Here is a 23,089-nt window from a genome sequence, read left to right as displayed (position 1 = left end):
CATGCTGCGTTCCGCCCTGCTTTATACGGCACTTGTTTTCGGTGCAAACACCGCCTTTGCCCAAAGCCCCACACCGACCCCCGACTGGCAGGCCGCCAAGGAGGCCGGGTTGGAAAAGCTGGTCGTCGCCGACGACCCCGCGCCGATCAGCGACACCGAATTCACGGATGTCGACGGCGGCACCCATACCCTGGCCGATTACCGGGGCAAGGTCGTGCTGGTGAATTTCTGGGCCACCTGGTGCGCCCCCTGCCGCGAGGAAATGCCCGCGCTGGACCGCCTGCAGGCCGAACTGGGGGGTGACGACTTTCAGGTCGTGACCATCGCCACGGGTCGCAACGCGCCCGCCCGCATCCAGTCCTTCTTCGACGAGGTCGGGGTGGAAAACCTGCCCATCCTGCTGGACCCGCGCCAGATGGTCGCCCGCGACATGGGCGTCGTCGGCCTGCCGGTCAGCGTGCTGATCGACCGCGAGGGGACCGAGGTCGCGCGTTACCTGGGCGATGCCGAATGGGATTCGCAGGCCGCCAAGACCCTGATCACCCAGCTGACAGCGCCCTGACCGCGTCATGGCGGTGGCAGGAGGTGATGTGATCGTTCACCATCCCCGTCGCCTGCATGAAGGCATAGGTGATGACCGGCCCGCAGTAATTGAACCCGCGCGCCTTCAGCGCCTTGGACATGGCCGTCGATTCGGGGGTGGCGGTCGGCACGCTGGCCATGTCGGGCCAGGCATTCTGGATCGGCGCGCCCCCCACGAAGGACCACAGCCAGGGGGCGAATCCCTCAGTCGCCTCGATCTCCTGGAACAGGTTGGCGCTGCGGACGGTGGCGGTGATCTTGCCGCGATGGCGCACGATGCCGGGATTGGTCAGGGCGCGGTCGATGCGGTCTTCGTCCCACAGCGCGACGCGGGCCGGATCGAAGCCGTCGAATTCCTGCCGGAATGCCGGGCGCTTGCGCAGGATGGTGATCCAGCTGAGCCCCGCCTGGAACCCGTCCAGCACCAGCTTTTCCCACAATGCGCGCGGGTCGTGTTCGGGCACGCCCCAGTCGGTGTCGTGATAGGCGACGTAAAGCGGGTCACTGCCGCACCAGCTGCAACGTGCAAGCATTCATTAACCCTGAGTTGAGAAAACACTGACGATTCACTCAAGATTAAGCCATCATACTCAGACTGCAAGCAGAGCTGACAAGATGGGGCCCACCGTGAGCGACCTATACCAGAACAACAGTTCGCCGCTGGAAGATGCTATCCGCCTTCAGGATCGCGTCACCTTGTCGGCGGTGGCCGCAGCGGTCGAAAAGGCCAGCGCCGTGCTGGCCTTTCAGCCCATCGTGCAATCCCAAAGCACCAAGTCGCCCGCCTTCTGGGAAGGGCTGATCCGCATCATCGACGACAGCGGCCGCCTGGTTCCCCTGCGCGATTTCATGCCGCAGGCGGAAACCACCGAACTGGGTCGCAAGATCGACTGCCTGTCGCTGTCGCTTGGGCTGAAGACCCTGGTCGAGGACCCGTCGCTGCGCCTGTCGATCAACATGTCGGCGCGCTCGATCCAGTACCCGGACTGGATCAATACGCTGCGGCGGGGCATTTCGGACGATCCGATGGTGGGCGAAAGGCTGATCCTGGAAATCACCGAAAGTTCGGCCATGGGCATGCCGAACGAGGTCCAGCATTTCATGGCCGAAGTTCAGGGTTACGGCATCAGCCTGGCGCTGGACGATTTCGGCGCGGGCTATACCTCGTTCCGCTACCTGCGCGACTTCTGCTTCGACATGATCAAGATCGACGGGCAGTTCATCCGCTCCATCGCCGCCAATCCCGACAACCAGATCCTGACCCGCGCGCTGCAATCCATCGCGCATCATTTCGACATGTTCACCGTCGCCGAATCGGTGGAAACCGCCGATGACGCCAGCTTCCTGATCGACCTGGGAATCGACTGCCTGCAGGGCTACTACTTCGGTGCACCCACCATCGCGCCCCCCTGGAAAAAACCACCTTCGCGTGCGGCGCGCTGACAGGGCTCGCGGCATCGGAGCTTGACGTTACGTCCCGAAACAGCATCCTGACCCCAGAAGGTCGGCCCGTCCGACCGCCCAGGGAAGGAGCCTACCATGTCCAAAGCCGTCATCGTCTCTGCCGCACGCACGCCCGTCGGCAGCTTTATGGGCGCATTCGCGAATGTCCCGGCCCATGATCTTGGTGCCGCCGTCCTGAAGGAGGTCGTCGCCCGCGCCGGTGTCGATCCCGCCGAAATCAGCGAAACGATCCTGGGCCAGGTGCTGACCGCCGCCCAAGGCCAGAACCCCGCGCGCCAGGCCCATATCAATGCCGGGCTGCCGCAGGAATCCGCCGCCTGGCTGATCAACCAGGTCTGCGGTTCGGGCCTGCGCGCCGTCGCGCTGGCCGCCCAGCAGGTCATTCTGGGCGACGCGAACATCGTGCTGGCCGGGGGGCAGGAAAGCATGTCGCTGGCACAGCACGCCGCCTATCTGCGCGCCGGTCAGAAGATGGGCGACATGCAGATGGTCGACACCATGATCCGCGACGGGCTGTGGGACGCCTTCAACAACTATCACATGGGGCAGACGGCCGAAAACGTCGCCGATCGCTGGTCGATCAGCCGCGACCAGCAGGACGAATTCGCCGTGGCATCCCAGAACAAGGCCGAGGCCGCTCAGAAGGCCGGCCGCTTCGCCGATGAGATCGCCGCCTATACCGTCAAGACCCGCAAGGGCGACACCGTCGTCGACCAGGACGAATACATCCGCCACGGCGCCACGATCGAGGCGATGCAGAAGCTGCGCCCCGCCTTTACCCGCGACGGCACGGTGACGGCGGCCAATGCCTCGGGGCTGAACGACGGCGCCGCCGCGGTGATGGTGATGACCGAGGACGAGGCCGCCCGCCGTGGCCTGACCCCGCTGGCCCGCATCGCATCCTATGCCACCGCCGGCCTGGACCCCGCCATCATGGGCACCGGCCCGATCCCGGCCAGCCGCAAGGCGCTGGAAAAGGCCGGCTGGTCGGTGGGCGACCTGGACCTGGTCGAGGCGAACGAGGCTTTCGCCGCCCAGGCCTGCGCCGTCAACAAGGACATGGGCTGGGACCCGTCCATCGTGAACGTGAACGGCGGCGCCATCGCCATCGGCCACCCGATCGGTGCCTCGGGGTGCCGCGTCCTGAACACCCTGCTGTTCGAGATGAAGCGCCGCGACGCCAAGAAGGGCCTTGCCACGCTGTGCATCGGTGGCGGCATGGGCGTGGCCATGTGCCTGGAACGGTAATGCAATCGGTAGCGCAATTATCTTGCGCGCCCAAAACTGCTTATGTAGCAATATTTCAATGGTTCTGAATTAATACGGGGGAGCATCCATGTCGAAAGTCGCTTTGGTCACGGGGGGGTCGCGGGGAATCGGCGCCGCCATCAGCAAGGCCCTTCAGCAGGCCGGCTATGTCGTCGCCGCGAACTATGCGGGCAATGACGACGCCGCGAAGGCCTTCACGGATGAAACGGGCATCAAGACCTTCAAGTGGTCGGTCGCCGATTACGACGCCTGCGCCGCAGGCATCGCCCAGATCGAAAGCGATCTGGGCCCGGTCGAGGTGCTGGTCAACAACGCGGGCATCACCCGCGACGCGATGTTCCACAAGATGACGCCGCAGCAGTGGAAAGAGGTCATCGACACCAACCTGACCGGCGTCTTCAACATGACCCATGTGGTCTGGACCGGCATGCGCGACCGCAAGTTCGGCCGGGTCATCAACATCAGCTCGATCAACGGGCAGAAGGGCCAGGCGGGTCAGGCCAACTACAGCGCGGCCAAGGCGGGCGATCTGGGTTTCACCAAGGCGCTGGCCCAAGAAGGTGCGCGCGCGGGCATCACCGTCAACGCCATCTGCCCCGGCTATATCGGGACCGAAATGGTCCGTGCGATTCCGGAAAAGGTGCTGAACGAACGCATCATCCCACAGATCCCTGTCGGTCGCCTGGGCGAGCCCGAGGAAATCGCCCGTGCGGTGGTTTTCCTTGCGGCCGAAGATGCGGGCTTCATCACCGGTTCGACCATCAGTGCGAATGGCGGCCAGTTCTTCGTGTGATCGACCCTGAAACGAAATCGGCCCGCGCATCGTGCGCGGGCCTTTTCATGAAAAACTCACTGTTCAACGGGATCAGTTGGCAAGCCGGGTAATCTCTTCCTTGATGCGCAGCTTCTGACGTTTCATCTGGGCGATTTCCAGATCCTTGGTGCCGGGACTTTTCTGTGCCCTTTCAACGGCATCAGAGAGGTGTTGGTGTTTCCTGCGAAGTTCCTCGACATGAGAAGCAACCGTCATTACGTCCTCCTTGGCTATGTTCGTCGAACCCTTTGATTGCAGCACAGCCCGACGATTCTGTCACGGGACTTTTGCAATCCCCAGCCGGATCGGCGACCCGTCGCGCAGCACCTGCATGGCCTGCAACGTCAGGTCCTCGGCGTCGGTTTCATGACGGGGCGCCTGGTGAAGCACGAAGGGCGCCATCAGGCGCATCGGCGCCCGCGCGCCCTTGCGGGCCAGCACGATCACCCGGCCGGCATCGCGACCCTGCCGGGCGGCGATGGGCAGGACGGTGATCGCCCCCGCACGCCCCGCCAGCGCGCAGATCAGCCCGTCCAGGCGGTCGGCACGCTGGATCATCGTCAGCCATCCGCCGGGCCGCAGACGCCGCAGCCCCGCATCGACCCACAGATCCAGCGGCGTCGCCTCGGTCCGCGATATGGCGCGACCGCGATCGGGGGCCAGCGTGCCGCCCAGGAAATAGGGCGGGTTCATCATCACATGGTCGAAACTGGTCGCCCGCAATGCGGCCGGCAGGGCCTGAAGGTCGCTGGTGACGATCTGCATGGCCACCAGGTTGCGTTCGGCATTCTGCCGCGCCAGGTCGGCATAGGCTCCCTGCTGTTCCACGCCCGTGATCGACAGGCCACGGACCCGCCAGCCCAGGCACAGCACCGCGACCCCGGCCCCGCAGCCCAGTTCCAGCACCGATTGCCCGGTCTGCGCCGGACAGGCCGCCGCCAGCATCACCGCATCGGTGCCCGACCGATAGCCCCGCACCGGCTGCGTGATCTGCAGCCGGCCGTCCAGAAAATCATCGGTCCGCAGGTCAGTCATCAAGCCCTGTATCGCGCAGGATGGCACGGGCCGCGAATTCGTCGCGATCGGCCACCATCAGCCGGGCCGGCAGGACCCCGATCGAGCCTTCAAGCACGCTCATGTGCTGGTCCATCTGGAAGGTCACGATGCCTTCGGCCTCCAGCAGGCTGGTGGCGGCGGACATGCGCACGGGATCGTTGCTGCGAAAAAGCTCTTTCATGGACGCGACGTTAAGGCGCGGTTGCGAAATTGTCGATGGCGTGGCAATGCAGGGCCGCAGATACGGGATTATGCCATGACTTTGCAGGAAAACGTCCGCAAACCGCTGGATCGGCTGTCGGAAGCGCTGAGCAACGAAATGCAGGCGGTGAACGCCCTGATCCGCGAACGCATGGCCAGCCGCCACGCGCCGCGCATCCCCGAGGTGACCGCCCATCTGATCGACGCCGGGGGCAAGCGCCTGCGCCCGATGCTGACATTGGCCGCCGCCCGGATGGTCGGTTACGACGGCCCCTATCACGTCCATCTGGCCGCGACGGTGGAATTCATCCACACCGCGACCCTGCTGCATGACGATGTGGTCGACGAAAGCAGCCAGCGGCGCGGGCGTCCGACGGCAAACCTGCTGTGGGACAACAAGTCCAGCGTGCTGGTCGGCGATTACCTGTTCGCCCGCAGCTTTCAGTTGATGGTCGAACCGGGCAACATGCGGACGTTGGAGATCCTGGCCAATGCCAGCGCCACCATCGCCGAGGGCGAGGTGCTGCAGCTGACCGCCGCCCAGGACCTGGCCACGACCGAGGCGATCTATCTGCAGGTCGTGCGCGGCAAGACCGCAGCCCTGTTTTCCGCCGCGACCGAGGTGGGGGGCGTCATCGCCGGCGCGCCGGCCGATCAGGTGCAGGCGCTGTTCGATTACGGAGACGCGCTTGGCATCGCCTTCCAGATCGTCGACGACCTTCTGGATTACGGCGGGGCGACGGAAACCATCGGCAAGAATGTCGGCGACGATTTCCGCGAACGCAAGCTGACCCTGCCGGTGATCAAGGCGGTGGCCAAGGCCGACGACCAGGAACGCGCCTTCTGGGCACGGACCATCGAAAAGGGCGATCAGCGCGAAGGCGACCTGGACCATGCGCTGTCGCTGCTGGCGCGTCATGGGGCCATGGATGCGGCCCGTGCGGATGCGCTGGCCTGGGCGGACAAGGCCAAGGCGTCGCTGACGGCGCTGCCCGAACATCCCATTCGCGACATGCTGACCGATTTGGCCGATTTCGTGGTCAGCCGCGTCACCTGAAGACACCGAATCCCTGCATGTAAAGCGCCCGGACCTGCAAAGGTTCGGGCGTTTTTCATGGCCGTCCCGAAATGCGGAAGGGGCGGATCGCCTGCGCGACCCGCCCCCTCTCCGGGAAGAGACCTTGGATTACTTGGCCTGGACGAAGTCGGGATAGGCCTCCATGCCCATTTCCGAAATATCCAGCCCGCTGATTTCGGCTTCCTTGCTGACGCGAATGCCCATCGTCGCCTTCAGCACCGTCCAGACGATGAAGCTGATGACGAAGACGAAGCCGCCGACCGCGGCCACGCCGATGGCCTGCGTCACGAAGCTGGTGCCCTCATTGGTGGCCGGGACGATCATCGTGCCCCAGATGCCGGCGACCAGGTGGACCGGAATGGCGCCCACGACGTCATCGATCTTCAGCTTGTCCAGCATCGGCACCACGAAGACGGCCAGCGCGCCACCGACACCCCCGATCAGGATGGCGGCAAAGACGGTCGGGGTCAGCGGTTCGGCGGTGATGGCGACCAGACCCGCCAGCGCGCCGTTCAGCACCATGGTCAGGTCGATCTTGCCGTAAAGCAGCTGCGTCACGATGATCGCGGCGACCGCGCCACCCGAGGCGGCCATGTTGGTGTTCACGAAGATGCGGCTGACATCGGCCGCGTCATTCACCGACCCGATGGCCAGCTGCGATGCGCCGTTGAAGCCGAACCAACCCAGCCACAGGATGAAGGTGCCAAGCGTGGCCAGGGCCAGGTTCGAACCGGGCATCGGCTGCATGCGCCCGTCGGGACGATACTTGCCGGTGCGTGCACCCAGCACGATCGCGCCGGCCAGGGCCGCGAAACCGCCCGCCGCATGGACCAGGGTCGAGCCTGCGAAATCCGAGAAGCCCATTTCCGACAGGAAGCCGCCGCCCCACTGCCAGCTGGCTTCGATGGGATAGATCAGGCCGGTCAGGATGACGGTGAAGATCAGGAAGGGCCACAGCTTGACCCGCTCGGCCAGGGTGCCCGACACGATGGATGCGGTCGTGGCGCAGAACATCAGTTGGAAGAAGAAGTCCGAACCGGCCGAATAGCCGTCCTCGGCATTCCCCGCGCCCACGGCGTCCAGGCCCTTGGGGCTGAAGATCTGGCCGATGACGCCCTGCACGGTCCAGCCATCGCCCGGATACATCAGGTTATAGCCGATCAGCCAGTACATGATGCCCGCGATGGCGAACAAGGAGATGTTCTTGAACAGCTGCGTGGTGACGTTCTTGGACCGCACCAGGCCCGCCTCCAGCATGGCAAAGCCTGCGGCCATCCACATGACCAGGAAACCGCCCATCAGGAACAGCAGCGTGTTGAAGATATAGACGACATCCGCGCTGACTGCGGCAGCCGCCTCCGCGGGCGCCGCGGCATCCTGCGCGGCAGCAGGATAGGCTGCCAGCGTCGCAAGTGTCGCGATGAGCGGAAGGGTCTTGTTCATGGGATTAAACCTCGCTTCGTGCCGCAGCCACCGGACCGGCTGCCATCGCCCCTTTCATGTGCAATTCCGGCACGTCGGCAAAGATTGGCGCAGGGTCGGATCGCCCAGAAATCGCCGCTGCCCGTTCGGCAGGCTGAAATCGGAGCAATCGCCCATTAAAAGGGCAGCATCTGTCCGCAGGGCCGCCACGCCTGCCTTTGCCCTGTGCATCTTGTCTCGCAAGGCCCGCAGGCCCATCCGGCACGGTTCCGCCCTTCGACATCACGGATTGGTCACCCCAATTCCCCTGCTGGCAAACATGCTGTAGGCTGGGCGCAATCTTGGCCGGATCAACCGGCATGGCAAAGACGCAGGCATTCAAGGCATGAAAAGACCCACCGGAACCCCGACCCGCACGGGCAAGAGCCCTGTTGCCGACAAGCGCACTCTGTCGGACGACGCGGCCGACACCAAGCGGCGCAAGGTGACCCGCCACAAGAACCCCAAGCCCCGTCGCGGCGGGATCTTCGGCTGGATCGCGGCCCTGGTGACGCTGATCTGGCGGGTGGTCTGGGGGTCGGTCTGGCGCCTGGCCATGGTGGTCGCGCTGATCATCGGCGCTGCCACCGGCTATTTCTATGTCACCCTGCCCGAGGCCTCGGCGCTGTTTGACGGTCGCGCGCGCGGCAGCGTCACCATGCTGGACCGCGACAAGCGCGTCTTTGCGTGGCGGGGGGAAACCTTTGGCGCGGTCAACAGCGAAAAGATCGCGCCGGTGCTGAAGCAGGCCGTGATCTCGACCGAGGACCGCCGCTTCTTCCGCCATTTCGGCGTCAGCCCCCGCGGCATCGCCAGCGCCATCAAGATCAACCTGGCCGCAGGACGCGGGCCGCTGGAGGGCAATGGCGGGTCCACCATCACCCAGCAGGTCGCGAAGCTGCTGTGCCTGGGCGACACTTTCGACCCGACCCGCTTCAAGAACGAGGCCGAGTTCGAGGCCGACTGCCGGTCGGGCGGCGTCTGGCGCAAGATCAAGGAAGTCCCCTATGCCTTCGCCATGGAGGCGAAATACAGCAAGGACGACATCCTCAACATCTATATGAACCGGTCCTATCTGGGTGCCGGCGCGCGCGGCTTCGAGGCCGCCAGCCAGCGCTATTTCAACGTCCCCGCCAGCGAGGTGAACGCCCAGCAATCCGCGATGCTGGCGGGCCTGCTGCGCGCGCCCAGCTATTACGCGCCCACCGCCAACCTGTCGCGCAGCCAGGAACGTGCCGACACGGTCCTGGGCCTGATGCACGAGGAAGGCTATCTGACCGATGCGGAACTGACCCAGGCCCGCGCCAACCCCGCCGAGTTGTCGCAGGCCGCCAAGGCCCGCGCGGGCGGATACTTCGCCGATTGGCTGATGGAATCGGGCCCGGGCTTCCTGACCAGCGAAACGACCGAGGACGTGACCATCACCACCACCTTCGACCAGCGCATCCAGCGTGCGGCCGAACGGGCGCTGAAGCGGGTCTTTGACGAAAAGGTCAAGGACGGCTCGACCGCCGAGGCCGCGGTCGTGGTGATGTCCGCCGATGGTGCCGTGCGCGCCATGATCGGCGGGCGCGACACCACGGTGAACGGCGCCTTCAACCGCGCCAGCCAGGCCAAGCGCCAGACCGGGTCCAGCTTCAAGCCCTTCGTCTATGCCGCGGCCTTGGAGGCGGGCTATGGGCCCGGCGACCGGATCGAGGACGGCCCCCTGACCATCCGGATTCCGGGCGGCAAGAACTGGTCGCCTAAAAACTATACCCGCCGCTATTACGGCCAGGTGACGCTGACCGACGCGCTCAAGCGGTCGCTGAACACCGCCACCATCCGCCTGCAGGAGGTCGTGGGCCGCGACGAGGTCATCCGCGTCGCCCATGATTTCGGCATCGTCAGCAACCTGACCCGCAGCCCGTCTTTGGGCCTGGGCGCATCCGAGGCGACGCTGCTGGAACTGACCGGCGCCTATGCGGGCATCCGCAACGGCGGCACCTCGGTCGCGCCTTATGGCCTGGTGGAACTGAACGTCCAGGGCGACGACCAGCCGCTGATGGGCCAGACGGGTGGCTTTGGCGAACGCGTCATCAGCCAGCGCGCGGCAGGCCAGCTGATCTACATGATGCAGAAGGTCATCCAGGAAGGCACCGGCGGCCGCGCCCAGCTGGGATCGCGCCCCGTGGCCGGCAAGACCGGCACGACCAGCAGCTATCGCGACGCGTGGTTCGTGGGCTTTTCGGAACAATACGTCACCGGCGTCTGGATGGGCAATGATGACAACAAGCCCCTGACCGGCGTGACCGGCGGTGGTCTGCCCGCCGAGATCTGGCAGGCGGTGATGGAGGAGATCCATGACGGCCTGCCCGAACTGCCCCTGTCGACCGTGTCCCCCGATGGCAGCGGCATCATCATGTCCAGCGGCGGCAGCACGCCGCAGGTCGTGACCAGCGGATCGGCGGATGATCCCCTGGCCGCCGCGCTGGCAGGCGTCATGAACGGCGTGAACGGCCAGGACCAGGGCGGGCGTGTCATCACCGCGCCGGGCGAAGGAGGCGGCAACCCCGCCGCCACGCCGGGCGACAGCAGCGAGGCCAGCTCGGACGACGCCCTCAGCCGGGCGCTGAACGGCATCCTGTCGGGCAACTGACGAAACACCTCCCGCGACAACGGCAAAAGGGCACCCTGCGGGGTGCCCTTTATCGATGCGGTGCGGATGGTGTGGCTGGTCAGCCGGCTTGGCGCAGATCGGCGGTCAGCGCGGCGACGTCGCCCCTGCGCCGCGACAGCATGGCCGCGACCTCGGCCCGTTCGCTGGCCAGCATGTTCACGCCCTCGATGATGATGTTGAAATACAGATCCTGGCCCGAGCGGTCCGAGACATGCCACTCGACCTCCATCGGCGCGCGACCGTTCAGATAGGCGACCGACGTGACCGCATAGAAGCTTTTCAGCTGCCGCGCGCCCGTCACCTCGATCCGCGATCCGACGAATTCATGAAAGCGCTTGCCGTATTTGCGCCCGATATACCCCTGGAAGGCCTGCTTGTAGGCCGCGAAGGTCGCCCCATCGGTCTGGCGCGCCGCGGGCCCCAGTGCGGATCGCGCGATCACGTCCACATCGGCATAGCGGGCAAAGATCGCCTCGAACTGCTGATACATCGTTGCGGGGGCCTGCCCGGAATTGATGACCTGATAGACCTCGCCCAGGGACCGGTCGATCAGGGCGCGGGCACTGCCCGCATCCAGCGCATGGGCGGGGCGAAAGGGCAGCACGGCCGCGACGCCTGCACAGGCCAGCAGCCCCAGAAAGCCGCGGCGGTCACTCCGCATAGGGGTCGATGACATCGGCGTCGTCATAGGGGTCGTAATCTGCACGTTCTTCTCCCAAATCGTGGCGGCGGTTCATCAGCCAGATCAGCCGCGTCTGCGCATAGCTATCCGCACTTCCCTGCAGGATGCCATCCACGCTGTCCCCGAACCGCGCCCGATCACCGGCTTTTGAGGCGACGCGCAGGCCAAAGACCACCGCGCGATCCTGGCCGTCCAACAGGTGATACATCGGGTCGATCAGCAGATCGACCACCTGCCCCACCGCGTCGCGCCGGGTCGATGGCCCCAAGACCGGCAGTTCGAAATAGGGACCTTCGGGGACGCCCCAGACGGCCAGGGTTTCCCCGAAATCGGTATCGCGTTCGGATATGCCGAAATTGTCCATGGCCGGATCGAAGACACCCCCCAACCCCAGGGTCGAGTTGATCGCAAAGCGCGACAGGTTGCGCCCCGCATTGCCCGGTCGCCCCTGCAGCAGGCCGTTCACCGATTTCACCGGCAGCGACAGGTTGCGCCCGGCATTGATGACCATCTGCAGCAGCCCGATGGGTGCATCGGGATCGACCGGCGCGGTCTTGGCATCGTCCTGGCCCCCCGCAAGATCGGCGATCGGGCCGATCACATGCGAATCCAAGCCCTTGTTGAAGGCGTGGACGCGACGGTTCTGCGCCTCGTAGGGGTCGTTGATGGTGATTCCATCCTGCTGGACCGGCGCGCTGGCGCAGCCCGTCAGCAGGGGCAGCGCGACAAGCGCCGTCAAGATCAATGGGCGCAAAGGAATTCCTAATCGTTGCAAGGCACGATGGGCCTTCGGGACAGGCTGGTATAAGCTTGGGGCGGTGATATGGTTGTCATGTTGATGTGGCAAGCCCCGGGTTCCAATCCGGGGGGCATGAAGGCGTAAAGATGGCAACAGTATCAGGCAATCACGACGGGATGCGCGAATTGCGGCAGGCCCGCGCAACGGGTTGGCAATTATTCGCGGCGGTCGCGGTGTTTTCGGCGGTTGTGAACCTGCTGATGCTGACCGGACCGCTGTTCATGCTGCAGGTCTATGACAGGGTGCTGGCCTCGCGCTCGGTCGAGACGCTGACGGCGCTGTTCGTGCTGGTGACGTTCCTGTTCCTGTTGATGGGTGCGGTCGACATGATCCGCAGCCGGGTGATGCAACGCGTCGCCGCCCGTTTCCAGGACCGGATCGAACCGCGCGTCTTCAACGCCGCCCTGCGCGAGGGGGCCGTCAGGGGTGACGAATCCGCCGCGACCGCCAGCGGCATGCGCGACCTGGACGCCGTCCAGCGCCTGATCGCATCGCCGGTCACGCTGGCTTTCTTCGACCTGCCCTGGGCACCGCTGTTTCTGGCGGCCATCTATATGTTCCACCCGCTTCTGGGGATCGTGGCGACGGCGGGCGGTTTCATCCTGGTCATCGCCACCATCGCGAATCGCGGCCTGACCAAGGTGCCGCTGCAACAATCGGCGCGCTCGGCCGCCCAGGCACAGCGCATGGCCGACCTTTACCGGGACGAGGGCGAGGTCATCTGCGCCCTGGGGATGCGCGGCGCGACCCATGCCCGCTGGCAGAAATTCCGCCGCGAAGCCCAGGAAAGCACGGTCCGTGCCGGCGATCTGTCCGGCGGGTTCGGCGTCTTTTCCCGCAGCTTCCGGCTGTTCCTGCAAAGCGCGATGCTGGCGGTGGGCGCCTTGCTGGTCCTGCGTCAGGAACTGACGCCGGGGGCGATGATCGCCAGTTCGATCATGATGGGCCGGGCGTTGGCGCCGGTCGATCAGCTGGTCGGCGGCTGGCCTGCCGTGCAGGCGGCGCAGGACGGCTGGAAACGGCTGGCGAACCTGCTGGGACGGCGTCCGCCCGAATCCGCCCGCACCCCTCTGCCCCGCCCCGAGGCCGCCTTGGACGTGCGCAACCTGGTCGTCGCGCCTCCGGGCGAACAATCGGCCACGCTGCGCGGCATCACCTTCAAGGTTGCCCCCGGCACGGCGCTTGGCGTGATCGGCCCTTCGGGGGCGGGAAAATCGACGCTGGCCCGTGCGCTGATCGGCGCATGGCCCGTCGGCGGCGGCTTTATCAGGCTGGGCGGGGCGACGCTGGACCAATACGACCCTGACGTGCTGGGCGGCCTGATCGGCTATCTGCCGCAGCAGGTGACGCTGTTCGACGGCACCATCGCGGAAAACATCGCCCGCCTTGCCCCCGAGCCGGATCCTGCCCGCGTGGTTCAGGCCGCGCGCGCCGCGGCGGCCCACCAGATGATCCTGGATCTGCCGAACGGGTATGACACCCGCATCAGCCAGACCGCAGGACGCCTGTCCGGCGGCCAGATCCAGCGCATCGGGCTGGCCCGCGCGCTCTATCCCGATCCGGTCCTGCTGGTTCTGGACGAGCCGAACTCGAACCTGGACAACCAGGGTTCCGAGGCGCTGAACCAGGCGATCCGGCGACTGAAGGCGCAGAACGGCGCGGTGATCATCATGGCCCACCGTCCTGCCGCCATCAACGAATGCGAAAACCTGCTGGTGATGGAGGCCGGAATCATCCGCGCCTTTGGCCCGCGCGACAAGGTGCTGCAACAGATGGTCAAGAATTCGGCACAGATCATGCAATCGCAGACGGGCGGCCTTGCCGGAGGTGTCGCATGACGCCCGGTCTGGACACCCGCTGGTCGGTGCGCACGCCCATCATCGCCGGTCTTCTGGCCGTCATCATCCTGGTGGGCGGTTTCATCGCCTGGGCGATGATGTCGCAGATTTCGGGCGCGGTGGTCGCCTCGGGCCAGGTCGAGGTCGAACAGCAGCGCCAGATCGTGCAGCATCCCGATGGCGGCGTGGTGGAAAGCATCGCCGTCAAGGACGGCTCCGACGTCAAGGCGGGCGACCTGCTGCTGGGCTTGGACGGCACGCTGCTGCGGACCGAACATACCATCGTCGAGGGCCAGTATTTCGAGGTTCTGGCCCGTCGCGGGCGTCTTGAGGCTGAACGCGGCGAAACCGAAGAGGTCACCTTCCCCGACGAATTGACGACCGCTGCCAAGGACGATCCCGACCTTGCCGGCCTGGTCGAGGGCCAAGCCAGCCTGTTCCGCACCCGTCTGGACACGCTGCGCCAATCGCTGGACCAACTGGCCAAGCAAAGCGACCAGATCACCTCGGAAATCGAGGGGATCGATGCCCAGATCGACGCGCTTGGCACGCAGCGCGACCTGATCGGAGAGGAACTGGTCGATCAGCAAAGCCTACTGGATCGCGGACTTGCGCAGGCATCGCGCGTGCTGGCCCTGCAACGCGAAGCCGCGCGGATGGATGGCGAACTCGGATCGCTGCAGGCCAACCGCGCCTCGGCCCTGATCCGTCAGACCGAGCTGGAAATCCAGCGCCTGCAGCTGGGCGCCGAACGCCGCGAACAGGCCGAAACCGAGCTGCGCGACCTGGGCTATCGCGAACTGGAACTGGCCGAACGCCGCCGCAGCCTGGTCGAACAGATCAGCCGGTTGGAGATCCGCGCCCCGGTTTCGGGCCTGGTCTACAACATGCAGGTGACGACGCCGCGTTCGGTGATCCGTCCGGCCGATCCGCTGCTCTATATCATCCCGCAGGATCGCCCGCTGGTCATCGGCGCACGCCTGCAGACCATCAATATCGACGAGGTGATGGTGGGCCAGCCGGTCGTGCTGCGCTTTTCCGCCTTCTCATCCCGCACCACCCCCGAGATCGACGGCAGGCTGGACCGCGTGTCGGCCGACGCGCTGCTGGATGAGGCGACGCGAGCCCCCTATTACCGCGCCGAGGTCTCCATCCCCCCCGAGGAGATGGAGAAGCTGGGCTCACTGGCCCTTGTCCCCGGCATGCCGGTCGAGGTCTATATCCAGACCGGCGAACGCACCCCCATGGCCTATCTGCTGAAACCGCTGGCCGATTACTTCAACCGCGCCTTCCGCGAAAGCTGACCCGGGGCGGTTGCCAAGACCCCTTCCTTGACGCAGCGTGCGCCGCATCAAGAGGAGGAATACCATGCTGAGAATACTGTCCCGGCCAGCCAGCCGCCTGATGGAGCGCTGGCTGCCCGACGCCTTCATCTTCGTCATCGTCCTGACGCTGGTGGCGGCGGCGGCGGCCATGCTGACCCAAGGCACCGGCCCTACCGAACTGGTGCGGATGTGGGGGGACGGGTTCTGGGAACTGCTGTCCTTTGCCATGCAGATGCTGCTGGTGCTGGTTACCGGCTTCATCCTGGCATCCTCGCCCCCGGTGCGCCGGGTGCTGGCGCGGATCGCCGGTCTGGCCCGCAGCCGCGGCACGGCCATCGTGCTGGTCACGCTGGTATCGCTGGTTTCGGCCTGGGTGAATTGGGGCTTTGGCCTGGTCGTCGGCGCCATCTTCGCCAAGGAGGTCGCGCGTCAGGTGCGGGTCGATTACCGCCTGCTGGTCGCCTCGGCCTATTCTGGCTTCATCATCTGGCATGGCGGCTTGTCGGGGTCGATCCCGCTGACCATCGCCACTCCGGGGCATTTCACCGAAACCCAGATCGGCGTCATTCCGACCGGCGACACGATCTTTGCCAGCTGGAACCTGCTGATCGTGCTGGCGCTGTTCATCGCCGTGCCGCTGGTCAACCGCATGATGCTGCCTTTGGAGGATGAGCAGGTGCTGATCGACCCCGATCAGCTGCGCGACCCCGAACCCGCACCCCTTGCCGCCCGCCCCACCCCCGCCGAGCGGTTAGAGACCAGCCCCCTGCTGATGTACCTGATCGGCATTCCGGGTCTGGCCTGGCTGCTGATGCATTTCCTGTCCGGGGGCGCGCTGAACCTGAACGTCGTGAACTTCCTGTTCCTGTTCCTGGGCGTCATCTGTCACGGTTCCGCCCGCAGCCTGCTGCTGGCGCTGGACGGGGGCGTGCGCGGCGGTGCGGGGATCGTGATCCAGTTCCCCTTCTATGCCGGGATCATGGCGATCATGGTGCAAAGCGGGCTGGCGACCAGCCTGTCGGAATGGTTCGTCTCGATCTCGACCGCGACCACCCTGCCCTTCTGGAGCTTCATCTCGGCCGGGATCGTGAACATCTTCGTGCCCTCGGGCGGCGGCCAATGGGCGGTTCAGGCCCCCGTCATGCTGCCCGCAGCCGAAGCCTTGGGTGCGGATGTGGCCAAGGTGGTGATGGGCGTGGCCTGGGGCGATGCCTGGACCAACATGCTGCAACCCTTCTGGGCCTTGCCGATGCTGGGCATCGCCGGGTTGAAGCCGCGCGACATCATGGGCTTCTGCGTGGTGCAGCTGCTGATCGCCGGCGCGGTGATCGGGGCGATCCTGTACTATATCTGACAATCCGGGGGCGTGGCGACACGCCCCCGATATCCTGTGCCTCAGTCGCGCAGCTCAGGTCTTCTTGCGCCGCCGCTTGGTGGCGCGCTTGACCTCGGCCAGCCGCGCCTTGGTCGACACGCGACCCGGCGTGGCGCCGCGACGGCCCTTGCTGCGCCCGCGCGGCATCGCCTTGCCGTCCAGCTCCAACAGCTCCAGCATCAGACCGCCGGTGACGGGGACGGCTTCGGCCAGACGCACGGTCACCCGCTGGCCGACGCCGATTTCCAACCCCGTATCGCTGCCGACAAGGGTATGGGCATCGGGGTCGAAATGGAAATATTCCTGACCGATCGACCGGATCGGCAGCAACCCGTCCGCCCCGGTTTCGTCCAGCCTCACGAAGGCGCCGAATTTCTGCACCCCATTGATGCGGCCCGTCATTTCCGTGCCGACCCGTTCGGACAGATAGGCCGCCAGATAGCGGTCGGTCGTGTCGCGTTCGGCGGCCATGCTGCGGCGTTCGGTTTCGCTGATATGGGTGGCGGTTTCGGACAGACGCTCGATCTCGTCTGCATTCAGCCCGTCCTTGCCCCAGCCATGGCCCGCGATCAGCGCGCGATGGACGATCAGGTCGGCATAGCGGCGGATGGGCGAGGTGAAATGCGCATAGCTTTTCAACGACAGGCCGAAATGGCCGTAATTCTCAGGGTGGTAATAGGCCTGCGTCATCGACCGCAGGGTCGAGATGTTGATCAATTCGTCGAAATCGGTGTCCTGCGATTGCGCCAGCAGGCGGTTCAGGTGGCTGGTATGCAGCACCTGCCCCTTGGCCAGCGTGAACCCCGATGCCTGTGCGACCTCGCGCAGCGCGTCGATCTTGGCAAGGCTGGGTTCCTCGTGGACGCGGAACAGCAGAGGGCGGGACCGCTTGGACAGTTCCTCGGCGGCGGCGACATTCGCCAGCACCATGAATTCCTCGATCAGCTTGTGGGCGTCGAAGCGTTCGCGGAACTTGACGTCTTTGACGCGGCCATCGGGCGTCAGTTCGATCCGGCGTTCGGGCAGGTCCAGTTCCAGCGGCTGACGCCGTTCACGCGCCGATTTCAGCAGGCCATAGGCGTGCCACAGGGGCGTGATGACCTCCTCCATCAGGGGGGCGGTCTGGTCGTCGGGATTGCCATCGGCCCCCGCCTGCGCCTGTTCATAGGACAGGCTGGCGCGGCTGTTCATCATGGCGCGGTGGAAGGTATGGCTGGCCTTGTTGCCCTGCGCGTCCAGTCGCATCCGGACGGCGATGACGGGGCGGTCGACACCCTCGTGCAGCGAACACAGGTCCGCCGACAGCGCCTCGGGCAGCATCGGCACCACGCGGTCGGGGAAATAGCTGGAATTGCCGCGGTTCCACGCCTCGCGGTCCAGCGCGCTGCCGGTGCGGACGTAATGGGCGACATCGGCGATGGCGACCCAGATGGTCGCGCCGCCATCCTCCTCGACCTGGGCTGCGACCGCGTCATCGTGGTCGCGCGCGTCGGACGGGTCGATGGTGACCAGCGGCAGATCGCGCAGGTCGTCGCGGCCCTTCATGGTGGCGGGCTTGGCCGATTCCGCCTCCGAAATGACGGCATCGGGAAATTCGTCGGGGATGCCGTGCTGATGGATGGCGATCAGGCTGACCGCACGCGGGGCCGACGGGTCACCCAGGCGGTCGATGATCCGCGCCCAAGGCACGCCCATGCGGTTCTTGGGGCCCACCTGTTCGCCCTGCACCAGTTCGCCGTTTTCCGCGCCAAGCGTCGCATCGCTGCGGACGCGCCATTCGCGGTCTTGGCCCTTGTCGATGGGCATGATGCGGCCGCCTTCGGTATCCTTGCGGAAGATGCCGGTGATGCGGTTGGGGCTGGCGGTGACGCGGCGGATCAACCGTGCCTCGTATTGGTATTCCTCGCCCACGACCGGGGCCAGGCGGCCCAGGAAGCGGTCGCCGCGTCCAAGGGCCGGGTCGCTTTCGCGGGGGACGTAAAGGATGCGGGGCATCGGGCCTTCGTTGCGCCACTCCATCGGTCGCGCGAACAGGTCGCCCGACCCGTCGGGGGCCAGCAGCTCCAGCACCGTCACGGGGGGCAGCTTTTCGGCGTCCAGGTAATGGCGGCGGCGGCGTTCCAGCTGGCCTGCGGCCTCAAGCTCCTTCAGCAGGCGCTTGAGGTCGATGCGGGCCGCGCCCTTGATGTCGAAGGCCTTGGCGATGTCGCGTTTGGAATTGGCCTCGGGATGTGCGGCGACCCATTCCAGAATCTGTTCTTTGCTTGGGATCTGGGTCATGTCCTACCTGTCATTTCGGCCCCAACGCTGCCAGGCAGGTCAGAGTTCGCGTGTCATGTCCCGATGCGGGATTCCCGCGTCGTCGTAAACCGGTCCCTGCGCCAGAAATCCAAGTTTTTCGTAAAAACCGATGGCATGGGTCTGTGCGCCCAGCTTGGCGGTGGTGACGCCGGGATGCGTGCGCAGCACATCCATCGAGGCGCGGATCAGTTGCGCCCCCAACCCCGTGCCCCGGGCCTGCGGCAACACGCAGACGCGACCGATCTTGCCGATGTCGCCGCGGATCAGGATGCGGGCGGTGCCGACGGGGATATCGTCCTGCCATGCCAGCAGGTGGATGGCCTGGTCGTCCAGATCGTCCATCTCATCGGCCTCGGGGACGTTCTGTTCCTGGATGAACACGGTGCGGCGCAGCGCGTGGCAGGCGGCCAGGTCGTCGGTCTGTTCGATCCTCATGCGAAATAGCTTTCCAGAATGCGCTGATAGATGGTCTTCAGCTGGTGGATCTGCGCGACGGGCACGCGTTCGTCGACCTGGTGCATATGGTGACCGACCAGGCCGAATTCCACAACCGGGCAGTGATCCTTGACAAAGCGCGCATCCGACGTCCCCCCCGATGTGGACAGGACCGGCTGGCGGTTGGTTTCCTGGGTGACGATGCCGCGCACCAGATCGACGAAGGGACCGGGTTCGGTGATGAAGGCCTCGCCCGAGATGGCGCTGGTGACGGTCAGGGTGACGCCGGTTTCGGCGCTGATGCGGGCGGCGCGTTCGCCGAGGTCGGCCTGCAGCGATGCACCCGTGTGCAGGTCGTTGAAGCGGATGTTGACGACCGCGCTGGCGCGTTCCGGGATCACGTTCGAGGCCGGATTGCCGCAATCGATCGTCGTGATCTGCAGGCCCGAGGGGTCGAAATGATCCGTCCCCTGATCCAGCGGCGTCGCCGTCAGGTCCGACAGATAGGCCGTCAGCGCATGCAGCGGGTTCCTGGCGCGATGCGGATAGGCGGCGTGCCCCTGCTGGCCCTTGGCGCTGATGGTGAAGGTGGCCGATCCGCGCCGGCCGATCTTCATCATCTCGCCCATGACATCCGGGTTCGACGGTTCGCCCACGATGCAGGCATCCATGCGTTCGCCATTGGCCGCCATCCAGTCCAGGATGGCGATGGTGCCGTCACGGGACGGGCCTTCCTCATCCCCGGTGATGGTCAGGATCACCGCCCCGTCGGGGGGCGTGTCGCGGGTGAAATCGATGGCGGCGGCGACGAAGGCCGCGACGCCCGATTTCATGTCGGTCGCGCCCCGTCCCCAGATGACGCCATCCTCGACATGGCCGCTGAAGGGCGGATGCGTCCAGGACCTCAGATCGCCCGGCGGCACGACATCGGTATGCCCGTTGAAGCCGAAGCTGCGCGCGCCCTTGGCCCCCCACCGCGCAAACAGGTTCGAGGTGCCGTTGCGATCGACCCGCGTCACTTCGAACCCGGCAGCCGTCAGCATATCGCCCAGCAGGACCAGTGCGCCGCCTTCTTCCGGCGTGACGGAGGGGCAGCGGATCAGGCGGGCGGTCAGGTCGGCGGGATCGGTCATCACAGGCTCCAGATTTCGAAGGCGCGGCGGATCAGGTTCAGGCCGGTCAGGATCAGCAGGACCAGCGTCCAGCGGCGGAATTGCGCGACATCAAGCCGGTCCTGCATCGCGAAACCCAGCTTCATGCCGATGATGGCCGGAATGCACAGCACCGCCGACAGCGGCAGCGTCTGTGCGTTCAGCACGCCCGAAAACAGATGCGCCACCGTCAGCACCACCGCGCCGATCAGGAAGACGACGCCCTGGACGCGGACCTGTTCGCGCTTTTCAGTGCCGATGGACAGCAGATAGACGATCAGCGGCGGCCCCCAGATGCCGGAAACGCCGCCGTAAAGCCCGCCGATGATGCCCGACACGGCCTCGGCCCGCTTGCGGTGATGCAGGTTCAGGACCAGCGGCCGGCCGGACAGCTGCCACAGGGCGAATGCGGTGATCGGCACGCCCAGCAACGCATACATCACGTCCTGCGGGATCGATGCGGCAAAGCCCGCCGAAACGCAGATGAACAGCGCCACCATCGCGATATGCAGCCGGAACTTGCGGGTCGAGGCGAGGGCGGGGCCTGCCCCTTCGCGGAAGGCCTGCTGGATGTTGGTGATCAGCGTCGGCAGGATCATCGCCGCCAGCGCCACGGGCGCCGTCATGATCGACCCGAAGACCGAGATCATGATCATCGGCATCGCGAACCCCACGGCGCCCTTCACGAACCCCGCAAAGCCCGTGACCGCCACGGCCGCCAAGAATTGCCACATTTCCAAACCGAACATGGCGGCACGCTAACTGCCGCATCGGCAAAGGAAAAGCCGCTTCTGCATCCCGTGCAACGTCAATTTCCGCTGCGACATATTCGAACGCTGACACGCCGTTATCGGCAAAATTGTTGCGCGGTGGTTCGCAAGCGTCTATCCATGCTGCAGTGCCGCAAGAGGGTGAAGCGATGAAAGACATGCAGCAACAGACCGCAACCGTCCTGACCGAGATCCAGGACCTGCTGACCCGCGCCACCGCCGCCCTGCAGGACCGGGTGGCCCCTTCGGGCCGGGTCGATGCCCCGCTGCTGGAAACCCATCAGCATGCGGCACATGCCCTGTCCTGGCTGGCCACCTATGTCGAATCGCTGAAGCAGCTGCAGGCCTGGTCGGAACGTGTCACCGGGCCGATCGAAGGGCTGATCGCGCAGATCGGCTTTGGCGAATACCTGACCCAGATCGCCCATGGCATCCCCATGAGCCAGACCGAATTCGCCCGCCTGTCCGACCTTGGGATCGACTGGACCCCCTCGGATGCCGCCGCTGCGCTGATGTCGGGCAACACGCCCCAGGCCCGCGCCGAACTGGCCGCCCTGATGGCGCAGAACCCTGGTGCGGCGACCTTTGGCGCAACCGGTCTGGACGAGGATCTGGACATGATCCGCGACCAGTTCCGGCGCTGGACCGATGACAAGGTCGTCCCCCATGCCCATGGCTGGCACCTGAAGGACCAGCTGATCCCGATGGAGATCATCGAGGAACTGGCCGAACTGGGTGTCTTTGGCCTGACCATTCCCGAAGATCAGGGCGGCTTGGGCATGTCCAAGGCCGCCATGGTCGTCGTGTCCGAGGAGTTGTCGCGCGGCTATATCGGCGTGGGGTCGCTTGGCACCCGCAGCGAAATCGCGGCCGAGCTGATCATCGGCGGCGGCACGGAAGCCCAGAAGGCCCATTGGCTGCCCAAACTGGCCAGCGGAGAGATCCTGCCCACCGCCGTCTTCACCGAACCCAATACCGGCAGCGACCTGGGGTCCCTGCGCACCCGCGCGGTCAGGGATGGCGATGACTGGCTGGTGACCGGCAACAAGACCTGGATCACCCATGCCGCGCGCACCCACATCATGACGCTGCTGGCCCGCACCGACCCCGACACCACCGATTACCGCGGTCTGTCGATGTTCATCGCCGAAAAGACGCCGGGCGACGATGCCGACCCCTTCCCCACCCCCGGCATGACCGGCGGCGAGATCGAGGTCCTGGGCTATCGCGGGATGAAGGAATACGAGCTGGGCTTCGACGGCTTCCGCGTGGCGGGCGACAACCTGCTGGGGGGCGAAACCGGCCAGGGCTTCAAGCAGCTGATGCAGACCTTCGAATCGGCCCGCATCCAGACCGCCGCCCGCGCGATCGGTGTTGCCCAAAACGCACTGGAACTGGGGCTGAAATACGCGCTGGACCGCCAGCAGTTCGGCAAGCCCCTGGTCGAATTCCCCCGCGTTGCCGACAAATTGGCCATGATGGCTGTCGAAATCATGATCGCGCGACAGCTGACTTATTTCAGTGCGTGGGAAAAAGATCACGGTCACCGTTGCGACGTCGAAGCTGGCATGGCCAAGCTGCTGGGTGCGCGCGTCGCATGGTCCAGCGCCGACAATGCCCTGCAAATCCATGGTGGTAACGGTTTTGCGCTGGAATATCAGATCAGCCGGGTGCTGTGCGATGCGCGGATCCTGAACATCTTCGAGGGTGCGGCGGAAATCCAGGCCCAGGTGATCGCGCGCCGTCTTCTGGGATAACGCGCAGAAGGGTGGAACGGCATCTGGATTAGGGTTATTTCAGGTCAGTTTCGAATTCCCTCCCAAGGAGCC

21 protein-coding genes are annotated in these 23,089 nt (G+C 65.6%); 10 read left to right on the top strand and 11 right to left on the bottom strand.

The window, feature by feature from the left end; all coding sequences use genetic code 11:
• The first annotated feature begins 1 nt into the window (after position 1).
• Positions 2-562, top strand: coding sequence for a TlpA disulfide reductase family protein (locus IE00_RS04230; protein ID WP_072295827.1), 561 nt, complete (start codon positions 2-4; stop codon positions 560-562).
• Here IE00_RS04230 and IE00_RS04225 read toward each other — a convergent pair.
• The gene (locus IE00_RS04225) at positions 540-1,115 is read right to left on the bottom strand and encodes a DNA-3-methyladenine glycosylase I (RefSeq protein ID WP_072295826.1); all 576 of its coding nucleotides are present in this window, start codon (positions 1,113-1,115) and stop codon (positions 540-542) included. The genes IE00_RS04230 and IE00_RS04225 overlap by 23 nt on opposite strands.
• 94 nt (positions 1,116-1,209) lie before the next feature.
• On the opposite strand from IE00_RS04225, the gene IE00_RS04220 reads away from it, so the two are divergent.
• The 3 genes from IE00_RS04220 to phbB all read left to right on the top strand — a co-directional run bounded on the left by IE00_RS04220 (position 1,210) and on the right by phbB (position 4,108).
• Positions 1,210-2,025 carry an EAL domain-containing protein gene (locus IE00_RS04220; protein WP_233490449.1) on the top strand — a complete coding sequence of 272 codons (816 nt, stop codon included), beginning with the start codon at positions 1,210-1,212 and terminating at the stop codon, positions 2,023-2,025.
• Positions 2,026-2,121: 96 nt separating this feature from the next.
• Positions 2,122-3,294: an acetyl-CoA C-acetyltransferase gene (locus IE00_RS04215; protein WP_072295824.1), complete on the top strand. Its 1,173-nt coding sequence runs from the start codon at positions 2,122-2,124 to the stop codon at positions 3,292-3,294.
• Positions 3,295-3,382: 88 nt separating this feature from the next.
• The gene (gene phbB / locus IE00_RS04210; RefSeq protein WP_072295823.1) at positions 3,383-4,108 is read left to right on the top strand and encodes an acetoacetyl-CoA reductase; all 726 of its coding nucleotides are present in this window, start codon (positions 3,383-3,385) and stop codon (positions 4,106-4,108) included.
• Between the two features lie 72 nt (positions 4,109-4,180).
• Here the strand turns inward: phbB and IE00_RS04205 are convergent, their stop codons facing one another.
• From IE00_RS04205 to IE00_RS04195, 3 genes are read right to left on the bottom strand one after another with little or no spacing between them, the layout of a single operon-like run.
• Positions 4,181-4,345, bottom strand: a complete 165-nt coding sequence (locus tag IE00_RS04205) for a YdcH family protein (protein WP_072295822.1) — start codon at positions 4,343-4,345, stop codon at positions 4,181-4,183.
• A 60-nt stretch (positions 4,346-4,405) separates the two neighbouring features.
• Complete coding sequence (locus tag IE00_RS04200) at positions 4,406-5,164, bottom strand: tRNA1(Val) (adenine(37)-N6)-methyltransferase (RefSeq protein ID WP_072295821.1); 759 nt, start codon at positions 5,162-5,164, stop codon at positions 4,406-4,408.
• Positions 5,157-5,366 carry a DUF2007 domain-containing protein gene (locus tag IE00_RS04195; RefSeq protein WP_072295820.1) on the bottom strand — a complete coding sequence of 70 codons (210 nt, stop codon included), beginning with the start codon at positions 5,364-5,366 and terminating at the stop codon, positions 5,157-5,159. The genes IE00_RS04200 and IE00_RS04195 overlap by 8 nt, the downstream gene beginning before the upstream one ends.
• 75 nt (positions 5,367-5,441) lie before the next feature.
• On the opposite strand from IE00_RS04195, the gene IE00_RS04190 reads away from it, so the two are divergent.
• Positions 5,442-6,443, top strand: coding sequence for a polyprenyl synthetase family protein (locus tag IE00_RS04190; protein ID WP_072295819.1), 1,002 nt, complete (start codon positions 5,442-5,444; stop codon positions 6,441-6,443).
• A gap of 129 nt (positions 6,444-6,572) precedes the next feature.
• Here the strand turns inward: IE00_RS04190 and IE00_RS04185 are convergent, their stop codons facing one another.
• A complete protein-coding gene (locus IE00_RS04185) occupies positions 6,573-7,907 on the bottom strand; it encodes an ammonium transporter (RefSeq protein ID WP_083554040.1) in 1,335 nt (444 codons plus the stop codon).
• A gap of 364 nt (positions 7,908-8,271) precedes the next feature.
• Here IE00_RS04185 and IE00_RS04180 point away from each other — a divergent pair, with 364 nt between their 5' ends.
• Positions 8,272-10,563: a transglycosylase domain-containing protein gene (locus IE00_RS04180; RefSeq protein WP_072295818.1), complete on the top strand. Its 2,292-nt coding sequence runs from the start codon at positions 8,272-8,274 to the stop codon at positions 10,561-10,563.
• A gap of 79 nt (positions 10,564-10,642) precedes the next feature.
• On the opposite strand, the gene IE00_RS04175 is transcribed toward IE00_RS04180, so the two are convergent.
• Positions 10,643-11,245, bottom strand: a complete 603-nt coding sequence (locus tag IE00_RS04175; RefSeq protein WP_170864078.1) for a phospholipid-binding protein MlaC — start codon at positions 11,243-11,245, stop codon at positions 10,643-10,645.
• Positions 11,235-12,005: a VacJ family lipoprotein gene (locus IE00_RS04170; protein WP_240493785.1), complete on the bottom strand. Its 771-nt coding sequence runs from the start codon at positions 12,003-12,005 to the stop codon at positions 11,235-11,237. Before IE00_RS04170 ends, IE00_RS04175 begins: the two co-directional genes overlap by 11 nt.
• Before the next feature lie 146 nt (positions 12,006-12,151).
• Between IE00_RS04170 and IE00_RS04165 the strand changes: the two genes are divergently transcribed.
• The 3 genes from IE00_RS04165 to IE00_RS04155 all read left to right on the top strand — a co-directional run bounded on the left by IE00_RS04165 (position 12,152) and on the right by IE00_RS04155 (position 16,582).
• Positions 12,152-13,903 carry a type I secretion system permease/ATPase gene (locus IE00_RS04165; RefSeq protein WP_072295817.1) on the top strand — a complete coding sequence of 584 codons (1,752 nt, stop codon included), beginning with the start codon at positions 12,152-12,154 and terminating at the stop codon, positions 13,901-13,903.
• Complete coding sequence (locus tag IE00_RS04160) at positions 13,900-15,207, top strand: HlyD family type I secretion periplasmic adaptor subunit (protein WP_072295816.1); 1,308 nt, start codon at positions 13,900-13,902, stop codon at positions 15,205-15,207. Before IE00_RS04165 ends, IE00_RS04160 begins: the two co-directional genes overlap by 4 nt.
• A gap of 64 nt (positions 15,208-15,271) precedes the next feature.
• The gene (locus IE00_RS04155; RefSeq protein ID WP_072295815.1) at positions 15,272-16,582 is read left to right on the top strand and encodes a short-chain fatty acid transporter; all 1,311 of its coding nucleotides are present in this window, start codon (positions 15,272-15,274) and stop codon (positions 16,580-16,582) included.
• Positions 16,583-16,636: 54 nt separating this feature from the next.
• Here the strand turns inward: IE00_RS04155 and rnr are convergent, their stop codons facing one another.
• Genes rnr through IE00_RS04135 form a run of 4 tightly spaced genes read right to left on the bottom strand, consistent with a single transcriptional unit; the run spans position 16,637 to position 21,239 of the window.
• The gene (gene rnr / locus IE00_RS04150) at positions 16,637-18,883 is read right to left on the bottom strand and encodes a ribonuclease R (RefSeq protein ID WP_072295814.1); all 2,247 of its coding nucleotides are present in this window, start codon (positions 18,881-18,883) and stop codon (positions 16,637-16,639) included.
• A 39-nt stretch (positions 18,884-18,922) separates the two neighbouring features.
• A complete protein-coding gene (locus tag IE00_RS04145) occupies positions 18,923-19,339 on the bottom strand; it encodes a GNAT family N-acetyltransferase (protein ID WP_072295813.1) in 417 nt (138 codons plus the stop codon).
• Entirely contained in the window at positions 19,336-20,475 is a 1,140-nt protein-coding gene (dapE, locus tag IE00_RS04140) for a succinyl-diaminopimelate desuccinylase (RefSeq protein WP_170864077.1), read from the bottom strand. Before dapE ends, IE00_RS04145 begins: the two co-directional genes overlap by 4 nt.
• A complete protein-coding gene (locus IE00_RS04135; RefSeq protein WP_072295811.1) occupies positions 20,472-21,239 on the bottom strand; it encodes a sulfite exporter TauE/SafE family protein in 768 nt (255 codons plus the stop codon). The genes dapE and IE00_RS04135 overlap by 4 nt, the downstream gene beginning before the upstream one ends.
• A gap of 179 nt (positions 21,240-21,418) precedes the next feature.
• Between IE00_RS04135 and IE00_RS04130 the strand changes: the two genes are divergently transcribed.
• On the top strand, positions 21,419-23,017 hold the full coding sequence (locus tag IE00_RS04130; protein WP_240493784.1) for an acyl-CoA dehydrogenase family protein: 1,599 nt from the start codon (positions 21,419-21,421) through the stop codon (positions 23,015-23,017).
• The last annotated feature ends 72 nt before the right edge of the window (positions 23,018-23,089 follow it).

Source organism: Paracoccus sp. SM22M-07 (assembly GCF_001887735.1).
In the GTDB taxonomy this organism is placed as follows: Bacteria; Pseudomonadota; Alphaproteobacteria; order Rhodobacterales; family Rhodobacteraceae; genus Paracoccus.
Note: the sequence above shows the minus strand (reverse complement) of the source record. Positions and strands in the feature narration are given on the sequence as shown.